Source organism: Variovorax sp. UMC13 (genome assembly GCF_014170375.1).
GTDB lineage: Bacteria > Pseudomonadota > Gammaproteobacteria > Burkholderiales > Burkholderiaceae_C > Variovorax.
Map to the genome: position 1 here is coordinate 267,030 of NZ_LZZW01000031.1, position 15,586 is coordinate 282,615.

The 15,586-nt window shown below is 69.4% G+C and carries 11 protein-coding genes; 4 read left to right on the top strand and 7 right to left on the bottom strand.

Annotated elements, in window-relative coordinates:
* The first annotated feature begins 304 nt into the window (after positions 1 to 304).
* Both A9977_RS26315 and A9977_RS26320 read left to right on the top strand, forming a co-directional pair.
* Positions 305 to 658: a hypothetical protein gene (locus A9977_RS26315; RefSeq protein WP_183027745.1), complete on the top strand. Its 354-nt coding sequence runs from the start codon at positions 305 to 307 to the stop codon at positions 656 to 658.
* Positions 655 to 3,753, top strand: a complete 3,099-nt coding sequence (locus tag A9977_RS26320; RefSeq protein ID WP_183027746.1) for a zeta toxin family protein — start codon at positions 655 to 657, stop codon at positions 3,751 to 3,753. Before A9977_RS26315 ends, A9977_RS26320 begins: the two co-directional genes overlap by 4 nt.
* Before the next feature lie 76 nt (positions 3,754 to 3,829).
* On the opposite strand, the gene A9977_RS26325 is transcribed toward A9977_RS26320, so the two are convergent.
* From A9977_RS26325 to A9977_RS26350, 6 genes are all read right to left on the bottom strand, one after another.
* Positions 3,830 to 4,864, bottom strand: a complete 1,035-nt coding sequence (locus A9977_RS26325; RefSeq protein ID WP_259652150.1) for a serine hydrolase — start codon at positions 4,862 to 4,864, stop codon at positions 3,830 to 3,832.
* The gene (locus A9977_RS26330; RefSeq protein ID WP_259652151.1) at positions 4,812 to 5,948 is read right to left on the bottom strand and encodes a serine hydrolase; all 1,137 of its coding nucleotides are present in this window, start codon (positions 5,946 to 5,948) and stop codon (positions 4,812 to 4,814) included. The genes A9977_RS26325 and A9977_RS26330 overlap by 53 nt, the downstream gene beginning before the upstream one ends.
* Before the next feature lie 175 nt (positions 5,949 to 6,123).
* Entirely contained in the window at positions 6,124 to 6,687 is a 564-nt protein-coding gene (locus A9977_RS26335) for a sugar O-acetyltransferase (RefSeq protein WP_183027749.1), read from the bottom strand.
* A 184-nt stretch (positions 6,688 to 6,871) separates the two neighbouring features.
* Positions 6,872 to 9,256, bottom strand: coding sequence for a ferric-rhodotorulic acid/ferric-coprogen receptor FhuE (gene fhuE / locus A9977_RS26340; protein WP_220812088.1), 2,385 nt, complete (start codon positions 9,254 to 9,256; stop codon positions 6,872 to 6,874).
* 104 nt (positions 9,257 to 9,360) lie between these two features.
* Positions 9,361 to 10,665, bottom strand: a complete 1,305-nt coding sequence (locus A9977_RS26345) for a sigma-70 family RNA polymerase sigma factor (protein ID WP_259652152.1) — start codon at positions 10,663 to 10,665, stop codon at positions 9,361 to 9,363.
* A 57-nt stretch (positions 10,666 to 10,722) separates the two neighbouring features.
* On the bottom strand, positions 10,723 to 11,655 hold the full coding sequence (locus tag A9977_RS26350) for a LysR family transcriptional regulator (RefSeq protein ID WP_183027750.1): 933 nt from the start codon (positions 11,653 to 11,655) through the stop codon (positions 10,723 to 10,725).
* A 152-nt stretch (positions 11,656 to 11,807) separates the two neighbouring features.
* Here A9977_RS26350 and A9977_RS26355 point away from each other — a divergent pair, with 152 nt between their 5' ends.
* Both A9977_RS26355 and A9977_RS26360 read left to right on the top strand, forming a co-directional pair.
* A complete protein-coding gene (locus tag A9977_RS26355) occupies positions 11,808 to 12,800 on the top strand; it encodes a tripartite tricarboxylate transporter substrate binding protein (protein WP_183027751.1) in 993 nt (330 codons plus the stop codon).
* 4 nt (positions 12,801 to 12,804) lie between these two features.
* A complete protein-coding gene (locus A9977_RS26360; RefSeq protein WP_183027752.1) occupies positions 12,805 to 14,598 on the top strand; it encodes an acyclic terpene utilization AtuA family protein in 1,794 nt (597 codons plus the stop codon).
* A gap of 6 nt (positions 14,599 to 14,604) precedes the next feature.
* On the opposite strand, the gene A9977_RS26365 is transcribed toward A9977_RS26360, so the two are convergent.
* On the bottom strand, positions 14,605 to 15,444 hold the full coding sequence (locus A9977_RS26365; protein WP_259652170.1) for an alpha/beta fold hydrolase: 840 nt from the start codon (positions 15,442 to 15,444) through the stop codon (positions 14,605 to 14,607).
* Between the last annotated feature and the right edge of the window lie 142 nt (positions 15,445 to 15,586).

Consider the following 15,586-nt stretch of genomic DNA (forward strand, 5'->3'; position numbering starts at 1 on the left):
GACCATGACCTGGACCCGTGCCGTCCCGGCCCGCCCCACGTTCAGGGCGAATGGAAAAGGCTGCCTTACAGGCCGTTCGGTCCAATGGAGTTGCTGGCGGCTGTCGCTCAGTACCCAACATGGGTACCTGGGATCGCTGGAGACTCAGGGATGAGAAAGAAAAAGTGCCGCTTCGTCCCAAGGAAGTGCGCAGCAGCATTTGCGGCAGCCTGTTCGCCCACCTCGACAAGCTGCATGCGCACGTGCACCAACAACCCTGTGGCAAAGAATCCACACTGACGACCCGTTCAAGGAGGCCATTCAAATGACACGCAAGCACCTCAATTTCCCACCGCCACCCGTGCCTCGCACCGTGCGCGAATTGCTCAAAGACTATCCAGAGTTGATTGACGAACTACAGGATGGCTTGACCAAGAGTCACTACGGCCCATTGGGTGCCCTGAGCTTTGACAGTGCCATCTGGCTGCTGGAGGGCACGTTTGATGCAATTTGGGGTGATGCGGACAAAGAGGCAGAGCAAGCTACAGCACAAAGGGACTCGGAAGCTGCTGAACAAGCAAAGCGAAAGAGAGTGACGATTAGTAAGGCAAGACGTTCCATACATGCCGACGACGATCTTTGGAACTACTTTAAGACCTATGAAAAGGACTTCCAATGAGTCACTCGACGGAATGGACCTTAGACGAAGCCACGCATAACCGTATCTATGCCGAAAAGATCTTTCCAGAAAGTGGCTTTCAGGAGACCGCCGCACAGAAATATCCTCGCGCCATCGTCCTGGCAGGTCAACCAGGTGCTGGCAAGGGTGGTCTAGCCAGCGCTGTTGAGAAAGAGTTCACCGGCAACGTTGTCAAGCTTGATCTCGATGAGACGCGCAAATTCCATCGCGATGTCGAAAAGCTCCGCGAAACCCACCCCTACACATGGGCAAGCCACACCCACCAGGACGCCCGAGGCTGGACCGACAAACTGAACCACGCCTTCGTCGAAGGCCGACGCAACATCGTCTTCGACACGACACTGGGTGGCGCCGACCACTGGATCGGCGAAATGAAGAAGATGCAGGCCCTGCCAACGCATCCCTATGAAGTCGAGGTGCGCGTGCTCGCCACGCACCGCCTCGAAAGTGAACATGGCGTGCATGAACGCTTCGCCCGTGACCTCGACAACAAGGGCTACGGCCGCTTCGTCCCCCAGGAAGTCCGCAGCAGCGTCTACGACAGCCTGCCCGCCAACCTCGACAAGGTGCATGCGCAACTGCCCGACGCGCGCATCCGCATCTACAACCGCGAAGGCGCCGAGCTTTACGACAGCCGCACCAGCCCGTTGAAGCCAGGCGCGGCGCTGGCGCAGGCCCGCGAAGCCCGCCTGACCGATCCGGAGCGCACCCGCGGCCTGAACCACAAATGGCAAAAGCAGCAAGCCTGGGAGCAGCAGCTTCCCGAAGCCTTGCCGCGCCATCCCAAAGTGACGCCACCCACCGCGCAAAACGTCCTGCGCGAAAACAACGAGCTCAAGATCAAAACGGACGTCCAGCGTGGCGCGACCGAAGCCGCCGCCGTTGATCGCGCTGTACGCATCGAGCCCGGTATCGCGCGTGTCCACCTCGGCCTCAAGGTCGCTGGCGCCGCCGCCCAGATCCCCGATGCCATCACCACAGGCCGGGAAGCCTCCCGACTGCTCGACCAGGGCAACCTGACCGGTGCGCAGTCGCAGGTGATGCACTTCGCGGGCCGCGGCCTCGGCATGGCCGGTGGCGCCATGGCCGTGGGCTCGATCGCGGCGGCCGCCGGCATCGAAACCGGCCCCGGTGCCGTGGCGCTGGGCCTGGCCGGCGGCGTGATCGGTGCCGTCGCCGGCGACAGGATCATGGACGCCGCCGACCAGGCTCGCATCCACAGCCAGCGCGGCAGCGACGGCAACGTCTGGAAGCTTGACCCCCAGCACCCGGAACAAGGCTGGACACGCCTGCCACGCCCTGGGGAGTTCGGCCCGCAAGGTCCGTCCGAAGCCGCTGGCTACAAGAGCCAGCTGATGCACGCCGCCCCACGGCTGGCCGACGAAGTGAACTACAAAGCCAGCAGCACCGCCGTCGAACTGGCGCTGGCCCGCGGGCCAGCACTTCAGGACCCGTTCCAGCAGCCGCCGGAAAGCACCGGTGAAGCGGTGCTGCCCGGACGGGCAGCTGCCAATCAGCCGTGGCTGCGCGATCCGCAAAGCCACGCCTGGACACGCCAGACCTTCGAGCCGGCGACTCCCCTGACGCACGGCATGCCGGTCCAGCGCACGGTCACGGCCAGTCCCGAGCAGGCACTGCAGCTCGACCGTGCCGCGCAGGCCGCCATCGCCCACAACATCGCCCAAGGTCCGCGAGCCATCGCCGCGCGCTACCAGAACGCCTACGACCAGCACGGCTGGAAGCAGCATGGGCCGGTGCCGGCGGCTGTGCTCGACGCCGCGCAGACGCCGCCCGACCAGTTGCCGGCCTCCGACGGGCATACCTACACACGGGGCAAGGACGGGCAGTGGACCACGCCGGGCAGCCTTTACGGCACGAACACAGCACAGGGCCCCGTGCGCGATGAACTCGAGGCCACGCGCCAGCAGATGGCATCGCAAGGGGCCCCTCTTCCGGCCCCCACACGGCCCGCCGCACATCGGGAGCCCGCCCACCCTGTCACCACGCACGAACAACGCATCACGCCCACGCCCGGTGGCATGCCCTTCGTTGAGGCCCACAAGCGCCGCGACGAGCCCGAGCAGATCTCTGTCGGTTCCTTGCAGGCCGTCGGCAAGCTGGATCCCTCCACGCTGGTCAAGGGCAGCCCGTCGTACCGCATGCACCAGGCACAGGAGCAGGACCTGATGCGAGGCCTGGCCCTGGCGCAGCAGCAGGACCGGGACCGCTTCAGGCACGAGCCGAGCCCGTCACCCCCATCGGTGAATCGCACGCAGGAACGCACGCAAGGGCGTCTGTTGAGCGATATGCCTGTGCAGAAACAGTTCGAGCCTGAAGTGAAGATGCCCGCTGCGCCAAGCAGGCAACAGACGTCGGCGCCTGCAATCCCTGCAGCTGCACCGAGCCCTGTCGGCGTCGCGCCACCAGTGGTTCCTGCTTCTGCGCAGTCGGCAGCGTTGCCACCCGCGCAGCCCATCTCTTCGCACGAGCAGAGCACCATCACGCTCCCGCAGCCGACCGCGCAAGCCGGCGCGGGCGACAGCCCCGAAATGCAGGCCCGCTGGGCAGCGAAGGAGGCCGAACTGGTTGCCGCTCGGGAACAGATCGCGCAGCTCAGCGGCCAGAGGAACGACGAGCGCCCGGCGGTTCACACCGAGCCTGCTGCACCCATGCGCCAGACCGATCCACGCGACCCCGCGCATCCGGATCACAAGGACTTCCAGAAGATCTACGGGGTGGTCGTGCAGCATGGCCGCTGGGATGCGCAGCAGAGCGCCAGCATTGCCTCGCAGGCGCTGGCCGACTTCAAGGCACAGCCGCTGTCCAGGCGCCTGGATGTGGTGGCGCTGGAGCCCGATACCAATGGCCGGCTCAAACTGATCGTCGGCCATGCACCGTGGGGCGGCCTGCGCTGCCTGAGCTCGGCGATGGTCGATCCGGTGCAGGCAGCGCGTATGCCGGCCGAGCAGGGCTTCGAGCAACTGGCGCAAGCGACGCAGCAGCGCGAACTGCAAGTGGCGCAGTCGTGGTCGCAGCAACAACAGCAGGGGAACGAGCAGGGGTTCCGACGGTAGCGGCACCTGCCTCGCGCCACCGCAGGTCGCTGCTCGCGCAGCCACGCCATGCGAACGCGCGCAGGAAGCCGCACCCTCAGTTCAACACCGCCTTCGTGATCGCCCGCCCCACCCGCTCGAACACCTTGCCGGCCTCGCGTTGCTCGTCGAGGCCGGACGCGCAGGTCGCGACCACGATCGCATCGGCACCGCCGTTCTGCGGCTGGATCACGCCCGCGTGGCAGGCCGTGCGGTGCTGGGTGCCGGTCTTGTGGATGAACTTCACGCCGCGCGGCAGGCCCGCCTGCAGGCGGTAGTTGGTGAAGATGTCGATCTTCATGGCGGTGAAGAGCTTCTGCGTGCTCGCGGGCTGGAGCAGCTTGCCCTGCACCAGCTTCTCGAGCATCGCGCCGTAGGCCACCAGCGTGGCCGAATTGAGGCCGCGGCGGTAGTAGCGGTCATAGGCTTCGTCGATGGTCTTCACCTGGAGCGCGGACGCCGGCACGTCGAGCGCCTTGCGCAGCGCCTCCACCCGCTGCGGGCCCATGGGGGCCGACGCGATGGTCACCAGCTGGTCGTTCGAGAGCTTGCGCGCATCGGGGTGCAGCTCGGCATACACGTCGTAGCGCACCTCGGCCAGCGTGCTCAAGGTACCGAGGCCCTCGGCGCCCATTGCCTCCTTCGCGCTGCGGTTGACCTGCGCGAGCCCGACCTTGCGGATCAGCATGTTGGCGGCCGTGTTGTCGCTGTCGCCCAGCATGCGCTGCAGCAGTTCTTCGATGGTGATCACCGCACCGGGCTGGCGCCACACCAGCTGGCCGGCCTCGATCCGGTCGCCGGGCTCGAGGGTCATGGTGTCGGACAGCTTGAGCTGGCCCGCATCGACCTGCTGCAGCACCGCGATCGCGATCGGCACCTTCACCGTCGAGCCCAGGTACCAGCGCTGGTCGGCGCCGTAGTTGAAGCTGTCGCCCTGCTTCAGGCGCTTGACGTACACGCCCAGCTTGCCGGGCGACTCGCGGTCGATGCGTTCGATCTCCTGCTTGAGTCCTGCGTCCCAGTCCGCCGCCCGCGCGGACTCAAGGCCGAGCAGGCACAGGCCGACGGTCAACGCGCAGAGCAGGCGCGGCATGGCATATCGCTTCATCATCATGGACTCCCTTGGTCAACAGGCCGGACCGGCAGACGGCGGCGCCGACCTGCATCAGCGCGAATTCGGATTGGTCGAGCGACGGCTCGTCACGGGTGCAGGCCACCACCAGCACGCGGCGCTGCTGGCCCGCCTCGGCCAGCCGCACCAGGCCGCCGTCGCAGGTACGGCGGCGCTGCGTGCCGGTCTTGTGGGCGAAGCGCACGCCCGCGGGCAACCCGGCCTTGATGCGGTTCGTACCCGTGGCCACGCGCTCCATCAGCTTGAGCAGATAGGCGGTCGATTCGGGTGCGAGCGCCTGGCCGCCGCCCAGCTGCGAGAGCAGCGCGCCATAGGCATCGAGCCGCGCCGAGTTGAGGCCGCTCGCGTAGTAGGCGTTGTAGGCCGCGTCGAGGCTGGGCAGCTTGAAGCGCGCCACTGGCACGTCCACCAGGCTGGAGAGCAACTGCAGCCGTGCGGCATCGGAGCGTTCGCGGTGCAGCAGCAGCAGGTCCTTGCCGCCCAGTTGCTCGGCCCCCGGCGCGAGAGAACCGTAGAGCGTGCGGCGGATCGCGCCCAGGCTGGTGATGCGGCGAAAGCCGTCCGGGACCAGCGACTCGACCAGCGCATTGACCTCGGCGATGCCGACCAGGTCGATCAGCATGTCGGTGGCGGTGTTGTCGCTGTAGATGATCATCTGCTCGAGCAGCACGCGGATCGCGATCGGCTGGCCCACCGGCTGGCGGTTGGTGGTGCCGGCGCCGTCCACGTAATCCGATGCGCGAAGCGTGACGGCCGTGTCGAGCGTGTAGTCGCCACGCTCGATGCCGCGCATCACGGTCATCGCGACCGGCACCTTGACCATGGAGGCCAGGTACCAGCGCTGGTCGGCCTTGTACGAAAGCGCCTCGCCGGTGTCGAGGTCCTGCACGTAGACGCCGATGCGGGCCTTGCCCGCGGCGTCGATGCGCGCCAGGTCGGCGCGCAGGTGATCGGCCCAGGCGCTGTGCGCGGCCACCGCCGGGGGCGGCGTCTGGGCCCGCGTCGGCAGGATGGCCCCGCCCGCCAGTCCGGCGGCCAGGGCCATCGCGGTCAGGCGCCGGGTGGCGGCGGATGGAAGAACGAAGGAAGAAGCGCGAAACGGTGCGCGGCGTCGAAGCGCAAGGATCATGCGAGCCATGGTGACCGCAGGCCGGCACCGACGCCGTCGGCATCGTCCTGCACGCATGCAGGCCAATGCCGCGCGTTGCAGACCGCGCCGGCTACGGGGTGCGCACGCGCGCCGGATTGCCCACCACCGTGGCGCCCGCCGGCACGTCGCGCGTGACCACGCTGCCCGCGCCGATCAGCGCGTCGTCGCCCACGGTCACACCCGGCAGGATGATCGCGCCGCCGCCGATCCAGACGTTGCGCCCGATGTGGATCGGCCGGCCGAACTCCAGCCCCGAGGCGCGCTCCTGCGGCGAGCGCGGATGGTCGGCCGCGAGGATCTGAACGCCGGGGCCGATCTGCGTCTTGTCGCCGATCGTGACCTCGACCACGTCCAGGATCACGCAGTTGAAGTTGAGGAACACGCCCTCGCCGACTGTGATGTTGAAGCCGTAGTCGCAATGAAAGGGCGGACGGATGCCCGCGCCCTTCCCCACCGAGGCGAAGCGCTCGACCAGCATCCGGTGCCGCTCGGCGCTGGTGCCGCCCAGCGAGGCGTTGTAGCGCACCAGCCATTCGCGGGTGGCCGCGAGGTCGGCCTGGATCTCGGGGTCGCCGGCGTCGTAGAGATCGCCGGCGAGCATCTTCTGTTTCTGGGTGCGGGTGTCGGAAGTCATGACCTCATTGTGGCCAGCCTCCGCCCTCGTCGCTGTCGGACAAGGGGGCCACATGGGGCGTGGCTCGACGCCGTGACCTCAGGACGCCGGAACGCGTGAAGGAACCGTCGCGAGTGCCCGAGCCTGCATCGAGGAGCACCGCAGATGCGGGATCGGGGTGCACAGCAGGTTCATTCACGCGTTCTCAGAACTTGTAGTTGAGCGTCGCGAGCACGCCGCGCGGCGCGCCCCAGGCACCGTGGCTGTAGTAGCCGATCTGGCTGTAGTAGCTCTTGTCGAAGACGTTGTTCACGTTGAGCTGCAGCGACAGGCGCGGATCGAACTGATAGCGCGCCATCAGGTTGACCAGCGCGTAGGCATCCTGCTGTACGCGCTCCTGGCCGTTGGGACCGTTGGCGATGGTGTAGTTGCTGCTCTGCCAGTTGACGCCGCCGCCCAGCGTCAGCTTGTTCCAGCTGCCGCCCAGGCGATAGGTCGTGAAGAGCCGCAGCAAGGTGCGCGGCTGGTTGGTGCTGACCGTCGCGTCGAAGGCGTCCTTGGCCGTGTAGTGCGTGAAGCCGCCCGACACGTTCCAGCCCGGCTGCAGCTCGCCCGAGACGTCGATGTCGATGCCGGTGCTGCGCACGCCTTTCGCGCCGTAATAGGCCTGGTCGAGACCGCCAGGCGTCAGGAAGTCGCCGTCGGCCTGCGCGAGGTTCTCCTGCTGGATCCTGAACAGCGCGACCGAGGTGTTGAGCCGGCCGTCGTGGAAGCTGTTCTTCACGCCCAGCTCGAAGTTCTTGCCCATGATCGGGTCGAGGTAGCGCCCGTTGCGATCGCGCGCGTCCTGCGGATTGAAGATGTCGGTGTAGCTCGCGTAGGCAATGGTGCTCTTGGTGATATCGAAGGTCAGGCCCGCGTAGGGAACGAATTTCTTGTCGTCGCGCAGGTAGTCGACGTTCCGGTCGCGCCAGGTGCTGTAGCGGCCGCCCAGGATCAGGTTCGTGCGGTCGTTGAGCGAGAAGCGTGCGGCGCCATAGAAGCCGCGTTGCGTGACCTTGCCTTCGTCCAGCGTCCTGTTGGCGCTCCAGTCCGGCTCCGGGTAGTCGCCGTTCCAGCTGTCGAGGAAGACCACCGGCGCGAGGTTCTGCGCCTGGCGGTAGTCGTAGCGGTACTTCTGCTCGCTGTTGATCAGGCCGAAGGTCAGCTCGTGCTTGCGGCCCAGCAGTTCGATCGGCCCGCTGAGTTGCGCCGTGACGCTGTCCTGCTCGCGAGCGCCGTTGTAGATGCTGCCGATCGCCCGCATGCCCAGGCCGGTGGTGCGATCGGGCCAGCCGATCATGAACAGCAGCTTGGTGTCGAGCGCCTGCTTGCTGTGCGTCAGGCCCAGGTTGACTTTCCAGTCGTTGTCGAAACGATGCTCGAGCGTGGCGAAGGCGGTCTCGGTGCGCGTGGCCCAGTAGGACCAGTTGGCCGCCGGGGTCGCGGAGCGGTCCCAGTGCGTTCGGCTGCCGTCGGCGTACCACAGCGGGAAGCCGCCCCACGGCGTGCCCTTGGGATCGTTGTCCTGGTAGTCGGCACCGATGCTCAGCTTGGTCGAGGGCGTGAGGTCGGCATCCACCACGCCGTAGAAGACCTTCTTCTTCACGTTGTTGAGCTTCACGTAGGAATCGCTGTCCTGGTAGGCCGCCACGATGCGACCGCGCACCCGGCCGTCGGCCGTGATGGGCGTGCTCAGGTCCACCGAGCCGCGGTAGTTGCTCCACGAGCCCGCGCCCAGCGAGACCTCGCCCGCCAGCACCTTGCTGTCGGCATGCTTGCGCACCAGGTTGATCGAGGCGGCAGGGTTGCCCGCGCCCGTCAGCAGGCCGGTGGCGCCGCGCACCACCTCCACCCGGTCGTAGAGCGCGGCATCGAGTTCGCTCTCGCCCGCATACCAGTTCGAAGTGCCGGCCGTGGGAATGCCGTCGTACTGGAAGTTGCCGATCGAGAAACCGCGCGCGTAGTACGTCATGCGGTTGCCGTCCTGGATGCTGGTCGAGATGCCCGTGGTATTGGCCAGCACGTCGGTCAGGCTCTGCATGCGCTGGTCTTCCATGCGCTGCTGCGTCACGATGCTGATCGACTGCGGCGTGTCCTTGAGCGCCAGCGCGAGGCCGGTCGCGGCCGCGGTGGCGCGCGTGGTGTACGAGCCCGTGCCCTCGGTGGTGCCACTGCGATCGGCCTGCGCACTGACCGTGACCGAGGGCAGCGTCGCGTCGGCCGCGCCCGTGGGCAGCGGCTGGACCGTCAGCGTCGTGCCTTCCACCCGCCCCTGCAGGCCCGAGCCCTGCAGCAGTTCGTTCAAGGCGCTGCGCGGATCGCGCGCGCCCTGGAGGCGGCGCGCCTGCTTGCCCTGCACCTGCGCGGGCGAAAAGGCGAGCTGCAGGCCGGCCTGGTCGGCCAGCGCCTTGAGCGCGCTCGCCAGCGGCTGGGCGGGAATGTCGAAGGCGACGTTCTGGGCCAGGGCGGCCTGGAGGGACAGCGCAAAGCCGAGGGCGGCAACGGCGCGTGCCAAGCCGGTGCGGCGGGCCTGGAGTTTCTTCTGCATGACGGGGACCTTGGTTGGTTGTTTCGGGTTCACAACCTGTAAGACCCACGAGGCGAAAAAACGGGGCAGACTTTTTTGTGTGTGAGACGCGTGCGTTGTGGCGGCTAGCGGTGCGCGATGTCGATGCTGCCGTCGGGCTGCCGCTCGACGCGCACCGGCAGCACGCTGGGCAGCGAGGCCAGCCAGCCGTTCGCCTCGGCCACGCGCACCTTGCCGCTGATCGGCAGCCGCGCGGCCGCGGGCGTGGCGCGCAGCGCCGCGGGCGCATAGCGCGCCACGCGGGCCAGCGCATCGGCCAGGGGCACGGCGTCGAATTCGAGCTCGCCCTGGCGCCAGGCGGCCGGGCGGGCGACGCGGGTCAGCACCTGCCCGGCCTCGGAGATCCGCAGGCTCTGGCCGGCGCCGAGTTCGGCGCTGTGCCCGCCGGCATCGACCCGCACCCGGCCCGACTCGACCTGCACGATCACGCCGCGGCCGCCGTCGATCTCGACGCCGAACCGCGTGCCCAGCACCGTGACTTCCACACCCAGCGCCTGCACGACGAAGGGCCGCGTCTCGTCGCGCTGCACCGCGAAGAAGGCCGCGCCTTCGTGCAGCCGCGTGAGGCGGCGCGCGGCCGTGTAGTCGACGTCGAGGCGGCTCTGCGCATCGAGCGTGAGTTCCGAGCCGTCGGGCAGGCTGCGCTGCAGCATGCGGCCCCGCAGCGTCGCCAGCGTGGCCTGGAAGCGCATCGATTCGCGCTGCAGGTGCTGCCAGACGGCCGTGCCCGTCACGCCCACGGCGAACACGCCCAGCAGCGCGGCCAGCGACCTGCGGCGGCCGGTGCGCGCGGCGGCAGTCTTGTCCTTGTCCGAGGTGTGACGCCACTGATGCAGCGCCTGCTCGATGCCGCGCGTGGCCTGCGCGATGTCGCGCTTGACGGTGTCGATCGACAGGCCGAGGCGCGCCGCGATGTCGACCTGCTTCTCGCCGTGCAGGCCGTGCGCGAGGTAGGTGTCGCGCACCCGCGCCGGCAGGCCGGCCAGCGCGGCCTCGACGCTGGCCACGGCCTGGCGGTACATCGCGCTCTCGGCCACGTCGGGCGCCTGGGCCGGCGCGGCGCCGTCGATCTGCTCGCGCTCGGCCAGGTAGCCCTGCAGCCAGTTGCCGCGCCGCAGGTGGTTCATCGCCACGTTGTGCGAGACGGTGAACAGATAGGCCCGCGGATCGGCCAGCGCGGCGTCCGGGTCGGGCGCGCGCTCGGCGATGCGCAACCAGGTGTCGTGCGCCAGGCCGCGCGCGTCCTCCATGCTGCCGGTGCGGCGCGCGATGTAGCGCACCAGCTCGGCGTAGTGCTGCTCGAAGACGGAAAGAAGAGCGCCGTTCGACGGCGTGGTCGGGTTCATGAGGCCAGAATCATAGCCGGTCATGAGAATGATTCTCAATAGAAAGCAAGGACTGCAAGACCCGACGCCGGCGCAAGGGCCTCAGCGTCCGGCCCGCAGGGGCCGCCGGTCCAGCCGCGCATCCCGCGCGCTGAACACCTCGACCACCCGGTCCCGGAAGTCCTTCATCACGGCCGAGAAGTAGGCGTTGCGGCGCCAGAACAGGCCGATCTGCAGCGCCCACACCGGGGCCGGCGCCGGCAGGGCCGCGAGGCCCACGCCGGTGTTCGCGCCCAGCGAATCGGCGGTCATCACGGTCAGCAGGTTGCTGGCGCGCACCAGCGGCGCGAACACCGCGGGCGAGGCGTCGGTCTGCAGGAAGGCGGCCGGCATCTCGATGCCGGCGTCGGCGAACATCGAATCGACCCAGGCGCGCAGCGCGATGTTCGAGGGCGGCAGCGCCCAGGCCTGGGCCGCCATGTCCTGCAGCGTGAAGGGGCGCCGCAGCAGCGGGTGACCCTTGCGCGCGACCACGAAGGACTGCTGCTCGCCCAGCGGCACGCAGGACAGCGCGGCCGGCGTCTGTGGCTGCACCGCGGCGATCGCGAAGTCGAGCGCGCCGGTCTCGAGCTGGTGCATCAGCACGCCGCTGAGCTGCACATGGGCCTGGAAGCGCACGGTGCGTGGCGCATTCAGGAACGAGGCCAGCACCGGCGTCACGACCGACTCGACCACGGCGGGCACGGTGCCGATGCGCAGCTCGCCCGACTGGCCGGTCTTGAGGTCCTGCACCTCCTGGCGCATGTCGTCGACCATCTGGCCCAGGCGCAGGTTGCGCGCGTACAGCGCCTGGCCGATGGCGGTGAGCGCCACGCCGCGCGGCGTGCGCTCGAACAGCCGCACGCCCAGCGAGGTCTCGAGCCGCTGGATGGCCTTGGACAGGGCCGGCTGCGTCACGCCCAGCACGTCGGCCGCGCTGTGCAGGTTGCCCAGTTCGGCCACGATACGGAACGATTGGAGGTCCTTGAGCTGCATGGCGGAGGGTCGGTGTCCGATTCCAGATCGTTATCGCAAAACCCCATGATAGGTCTGGCCGCGCGGCCGGTCGATTTCCATAATGGGCCGCACAGCGCGACGCGGCCGGCCTTCTCCCGGCGCCCCAGACGCTGGCAACGGAGACAACAGACATGCACAAGACATCCGCCCACCGGGCGCGCGGCGCGCTGCGCCTTGCCGCCCTCGCCGTCCTGGCCACCGTCGGCATCGGAGGGGCCGGCGCGCAGGAGGCCTACCCGAACCGGCCGATCCGCGTCGTCGTGCCCTACCCGGCCGGCGGCAACACGGACATCATCGCGCGCGACGTGATGAAGGAGGTCTCGGCCCGGCTGGGCCAGCCGGTGGTGATCGACAACAAGCCCGGCGCCAACAGCATCCTGGGCACCGACATCGTGGCCAAGGCCGCGCCCGACGGCTACACCTTGCTGGTGGTGATCGGCGCCTACGCCAACAACGAGGCGCTCTACCGCAGCCTGCCCTACAAGCCGGCCGACCTCGCGCCCGTCGCGCAGCTCACGCGGACCTCGCTGGTGCTGGTCACGGCGCGCCCGGGCCTGCGCACGCTCGACGACCTGGTGCGCTCGGGCGGCGACGCCGGCGCGCCGCAGAGCTTCGCCAGCAGCGGCGTGGGCTCGGCCGCGCACCTGCTGGGCGAGCGCTTCGCGCGCACCACCGGCATGAAGGGCACGATGCACGTGCCCTACAAGGGCACGGCCGACGCGACCACCGACCTGGTCAGCGGCCGCGTGGGCTTCATGTTCGACGCGATCTCGGCCATGGGCCCGCACATCCGCCCGGGCAAGCTCACGGCGCTGGCCGTGACCGGGCAGGACCGCTCGCCGCTGCTGCCCGAGGTGCCCAGCCTCAAGGAGCTCGGTCATCCCGAGCTCGTGGCCTACGCCTGGGCCGGCGTGATGGCGCCGGCACGCACGCCGCCGGCCATCGTTCAGCGGCTGGCCGGCGAGATCGCGAGCGTGATGAGGGGCGCCGAGCTGCGCACCCGCCTCGCGGCCATCAGCACCGAGCCCGTGGGCAGCACGCCCGCGGAATTCGCGCGCTTCATCGCGCAGGAAGCCAAAGTCAACGGCGACCTGATCCGGCAACTGCAGATCTCCCTGGACTGATGCGATGACCCACAAGACCGTGAAGATCGGCGGCGCCTGCGCCTTCATCGGCGACAGCCTGATCGGCCCGCGCCAGTTCGTCGACGTCGAGGGCATGCAGTACCTGGTGTTCGACTACCTGGCGGAGATGACGCTGTCGAGCTTCGCCCAGGCGCGCAAGGTGAATCCCGCGCTGGGCTACGCGAGCGACTTCGTCGAGGTCACGCTGCGCGAGATCCTGCCGCGCTGCCTCGAACGCGGCATCCGGCTGGTGGCCAATGCGGGCGGCCTGAACCCGCGCGGCTGCGCGGCGGCCATCGAGGCGCTGGCGAAGGAAATGGGCTGCGCGCCGCGCGTCGCCTTCATCGAGGGCGACGACAGCCTGGCGCTGCTGCCCGCGCTGGCGGCCAAGCACACGCCCGACTTCTACACCGGCGAGGCGATGCCCGAGGCCATCGACAGCGCCAACGTCTACCTGGGCGCGCTGCCCATCGCACGCGCGCTGGCGCTGGGCGCGGACATCGTGGTCACCGGGCGCATCGTCGACAGCGCCACCACGCTGGGCGTGCTGATCCACGAGTTCGGCTGGAGCGCCGAGGCCTATGACCGGCTCGCGGCCGGCTCGCTGGCCGGCCATATCCTCGAATGCGGCGCCCAGGCCACGGGCGGCATCTTCACCGACTGGGCCTCGGTGCCCGACTGGGAGAACATCGGCTACCCGTACGTCGAATGCGATGCCGAGGGCGGCTTCGTGGTCTGCAAGCCCGAAGGCACGGGCGGTTGCGTGACGCCGGCCACGGTCAGCGAGCAGATCCTCTACGAGGTCGGCGACCCGGCGCGCTACGTGCTGCCCGACGTGGTGTGCGACTTCACCCAGGTGACGGCCGTGGCCGTGGGCCCCGACCGCGTGCGCGTGACGGGCGCGCGCGGCATGGCGCCGCCGCCGACCTACAAGCTGGCCGCGACCTACCAGCAGGGCTGGCGCTGCACCGCGCAGGTCTCGGTGTTCGGCGCCGAGGCCGTGGCCAAGGCGCGCCGCACCGGCGATGCGCTGCTGGGCCGCGTGCGCAGGCTGCTGCAGGAGAAGGGGCTGGGCGATTTCGAACGCGCGGCCGTCACGGTGCTCGGTGCCGAGGACAGCTACGGCCCGCACGCCGCGCCCAGCGTGCTGCGCGAGGCGATCGCGCGCGTCGCGGTCACGCATGCCCGCAAGGAGGCGCTGGAGATCTTCTCGCGCGAGGCGCGCGCACCGGGCGTGTCCTTCGCGCCCGGCACCACCAGCGGCAGCGCGCTCACGCTCAATGGCCGCGCCGCGGTCGAGCCGCGCTACCGGCTGTATTCCTGCCTGGTCGCGAAGGAGCGGCTGCCCGCGCCGCGCGTGGTGCTCGGCGATCGCCAGGAAAGCGTGCCGATCCCCTGCGGCGGCGCGCCGGTGCCGCCGAGCGCCGCCTCACCGAGCGCCGGGCCGGGCAGCACGCAGTTGATGGCCACGGCCGCAGCGATGCGCCAGGTGCCGCTGATCGCGCTGGCCTACGGCCGCTCGGGCGACAAGGGCGACACCTCGAACATCGCGGTGATCGCGCGGCGCCCCGAGGACCTGGACCTGCTGCGCCGCGTGCTCACGCCCGAGCGCGTGCGCGCCTACCTCGCGCACCTGGTGCACGGCGAGGTCACGCGCTACGAAGTGCCGGGGCTCGGCGCCTTCAACTTCTTCATGACCGAGGCGCTCGACGGCGGTGGCCCCTCCTCGCTGCGGCCCGACCCGATGGGCAAGGGCATGGCGCAGCTGCTGCTGGGCATGCCGATCCCGATCGACTGAAACGCGTCAGTCCGGCGCGCCGAAGAAGTCGCGCAGCAGCCGGTTGGTCTCTTCGGCGCGCTCGTACTGGACCCAGTGCCCGGCGCCATCGACCACCACGGCGCGACGCCGCGGATGCCCGGCGGCCAGCCCGGCCACCAGCGGCCGTGGATCGGCCGTGACGTCGTACTCGCCCCAGACCAGCAGTTGCGGGCCGTCGTGCGTGGCCAGCGCGGCCTGCAGGCCGCCCGCGAGCGAGACGTCCTTGCTGCGGAAGCGCGTGCCGTGGCAGGAGATGTCGTGGATCGCGAAGGCCAGCGCATCGATCGCGGCGGGGTCGTGCAACATCAGCGCGCCCAGGTTGTGGCGCAGCGCCGCGATCTCCGCTTCGCGGTCGGGCGCGGCGCGCCAGTTGATCATCTGGACCGTCATGCGGCGCAGCGTGCCGTGGCCGCCACTGCCCATCAACGCGATCCGGCGCACCGCGCCGCGGCGGGCCGCGAACTGCGCGGCAGTCAGGCCGCCGAAGGAGAAGCCGCCGAGGTCGATCGGCGTGCCGGCGCCGATCAACGCATCGAGCGTGCCGCCCAGCGCGCGCAGCAGCGGGTCGATCGCGGCTTCGCCCGCGGCGGGTGCGGGCGGCACGCCGGAGTCGTGGAAGCCGGGCATGTCGGGCAGCCACAGCGCGCGCTCGGCCGACAGCGCCTCGATGTTGCGCAGCCAGTGCATCCAGCTGCCGTGGCCGCCGTGCAGCAGCACCAGCGGCGGCAGCGTCGCACTGTCGGGGCCGAAGCGGCGCCAGCGCACGCGCACGCCTTCGTGTTCGGCATCGTGGGCGGTGGCGCGCGCATCGATCTGCGCGAGCAGGCGACGCGCGTCGGCGTCGGTGGTGGCGGTAAGGAAGGAAGGTGCGGAAGTCACCCGACGTATTCTGCCCGCCCCTTCAGACGGCCGCGGATAGCGCGCCCTGGATGCCCGTCGGCTGCTTCTTGTTGCGGTTTCGACTCGC

Bases quoted from the DNA above. Each gene is read 5' to 3' on its own strand.
- A9977_RS26335 (WP_183027749.1), bottom strand. From the start codon at position 6,687: ATGACTTCCGACACCCGCACCCAGAAACAGAAGATGCTCGCCGGCGAT.
- fhuE (WP_220812088.1), bottom strand. From the start codon at position 9,256: ATGCAGAAGAAACTCCAGGCCCGCCGCACCGGCTTGGCACGCGCCGTT.
- A9977_RS26320 (WP_183027746.1), top strand. From the start codon at position 655: ATGAGTCACTCGACGGAATGGACCTTAGACGAAGCCACGCATAACCGT.
- A9977_RS26360 (WP_183027752.1), top strand. From the start codon at position 12,805: ATGACCCACAAGACCGTGAAGATCGGCGGCGCCTGCGCCTTCATCGGC.
- A9977_RS26355 (WP_183027751.1), top strand. From the start codon at position 11,808: ATGCACAAGACATCCGCCCACCGGGCGCGCGGCGCGCTGCGCCTTGCC.
- A9977_RS26325 (WP_259652150.1), bottom strand. From the start codon at position 4,864: ATGCCGCGCCTGCTCTGCGCGTTGACCGTCGGCCTGTGCCTGCTCGGC.
- A9977_RS26350 (WP_183027750.1), bottom strand. From the start codon at position 11,655: ATGCAGCTCAAGGACCTCCAATCGTTCCGTATCGTGGCCGAACTGGGC.
- A9977_RS26330 (WP_259652151.1), bottom strand. From the start codon at position 5,948: ATGGCCCTGGCCGCCGGACTGGCGGGCGGGGCCATCCTGCCGACGCGG.
- A9977_RS26345 (WP_259652152.1), bottom strand. From the start codon at position 10,665: ATGACCGGCTATGATTCTGGCCTCATGAACCCGACCACGCCGTCGAAC.
- A9977_RS26315 (WP_183027745.1), top strand. From the start codon at position 305: ATGACACGCAAGCACCTCAATTTCCCACCGCCACCCGTGCCTCGCACC.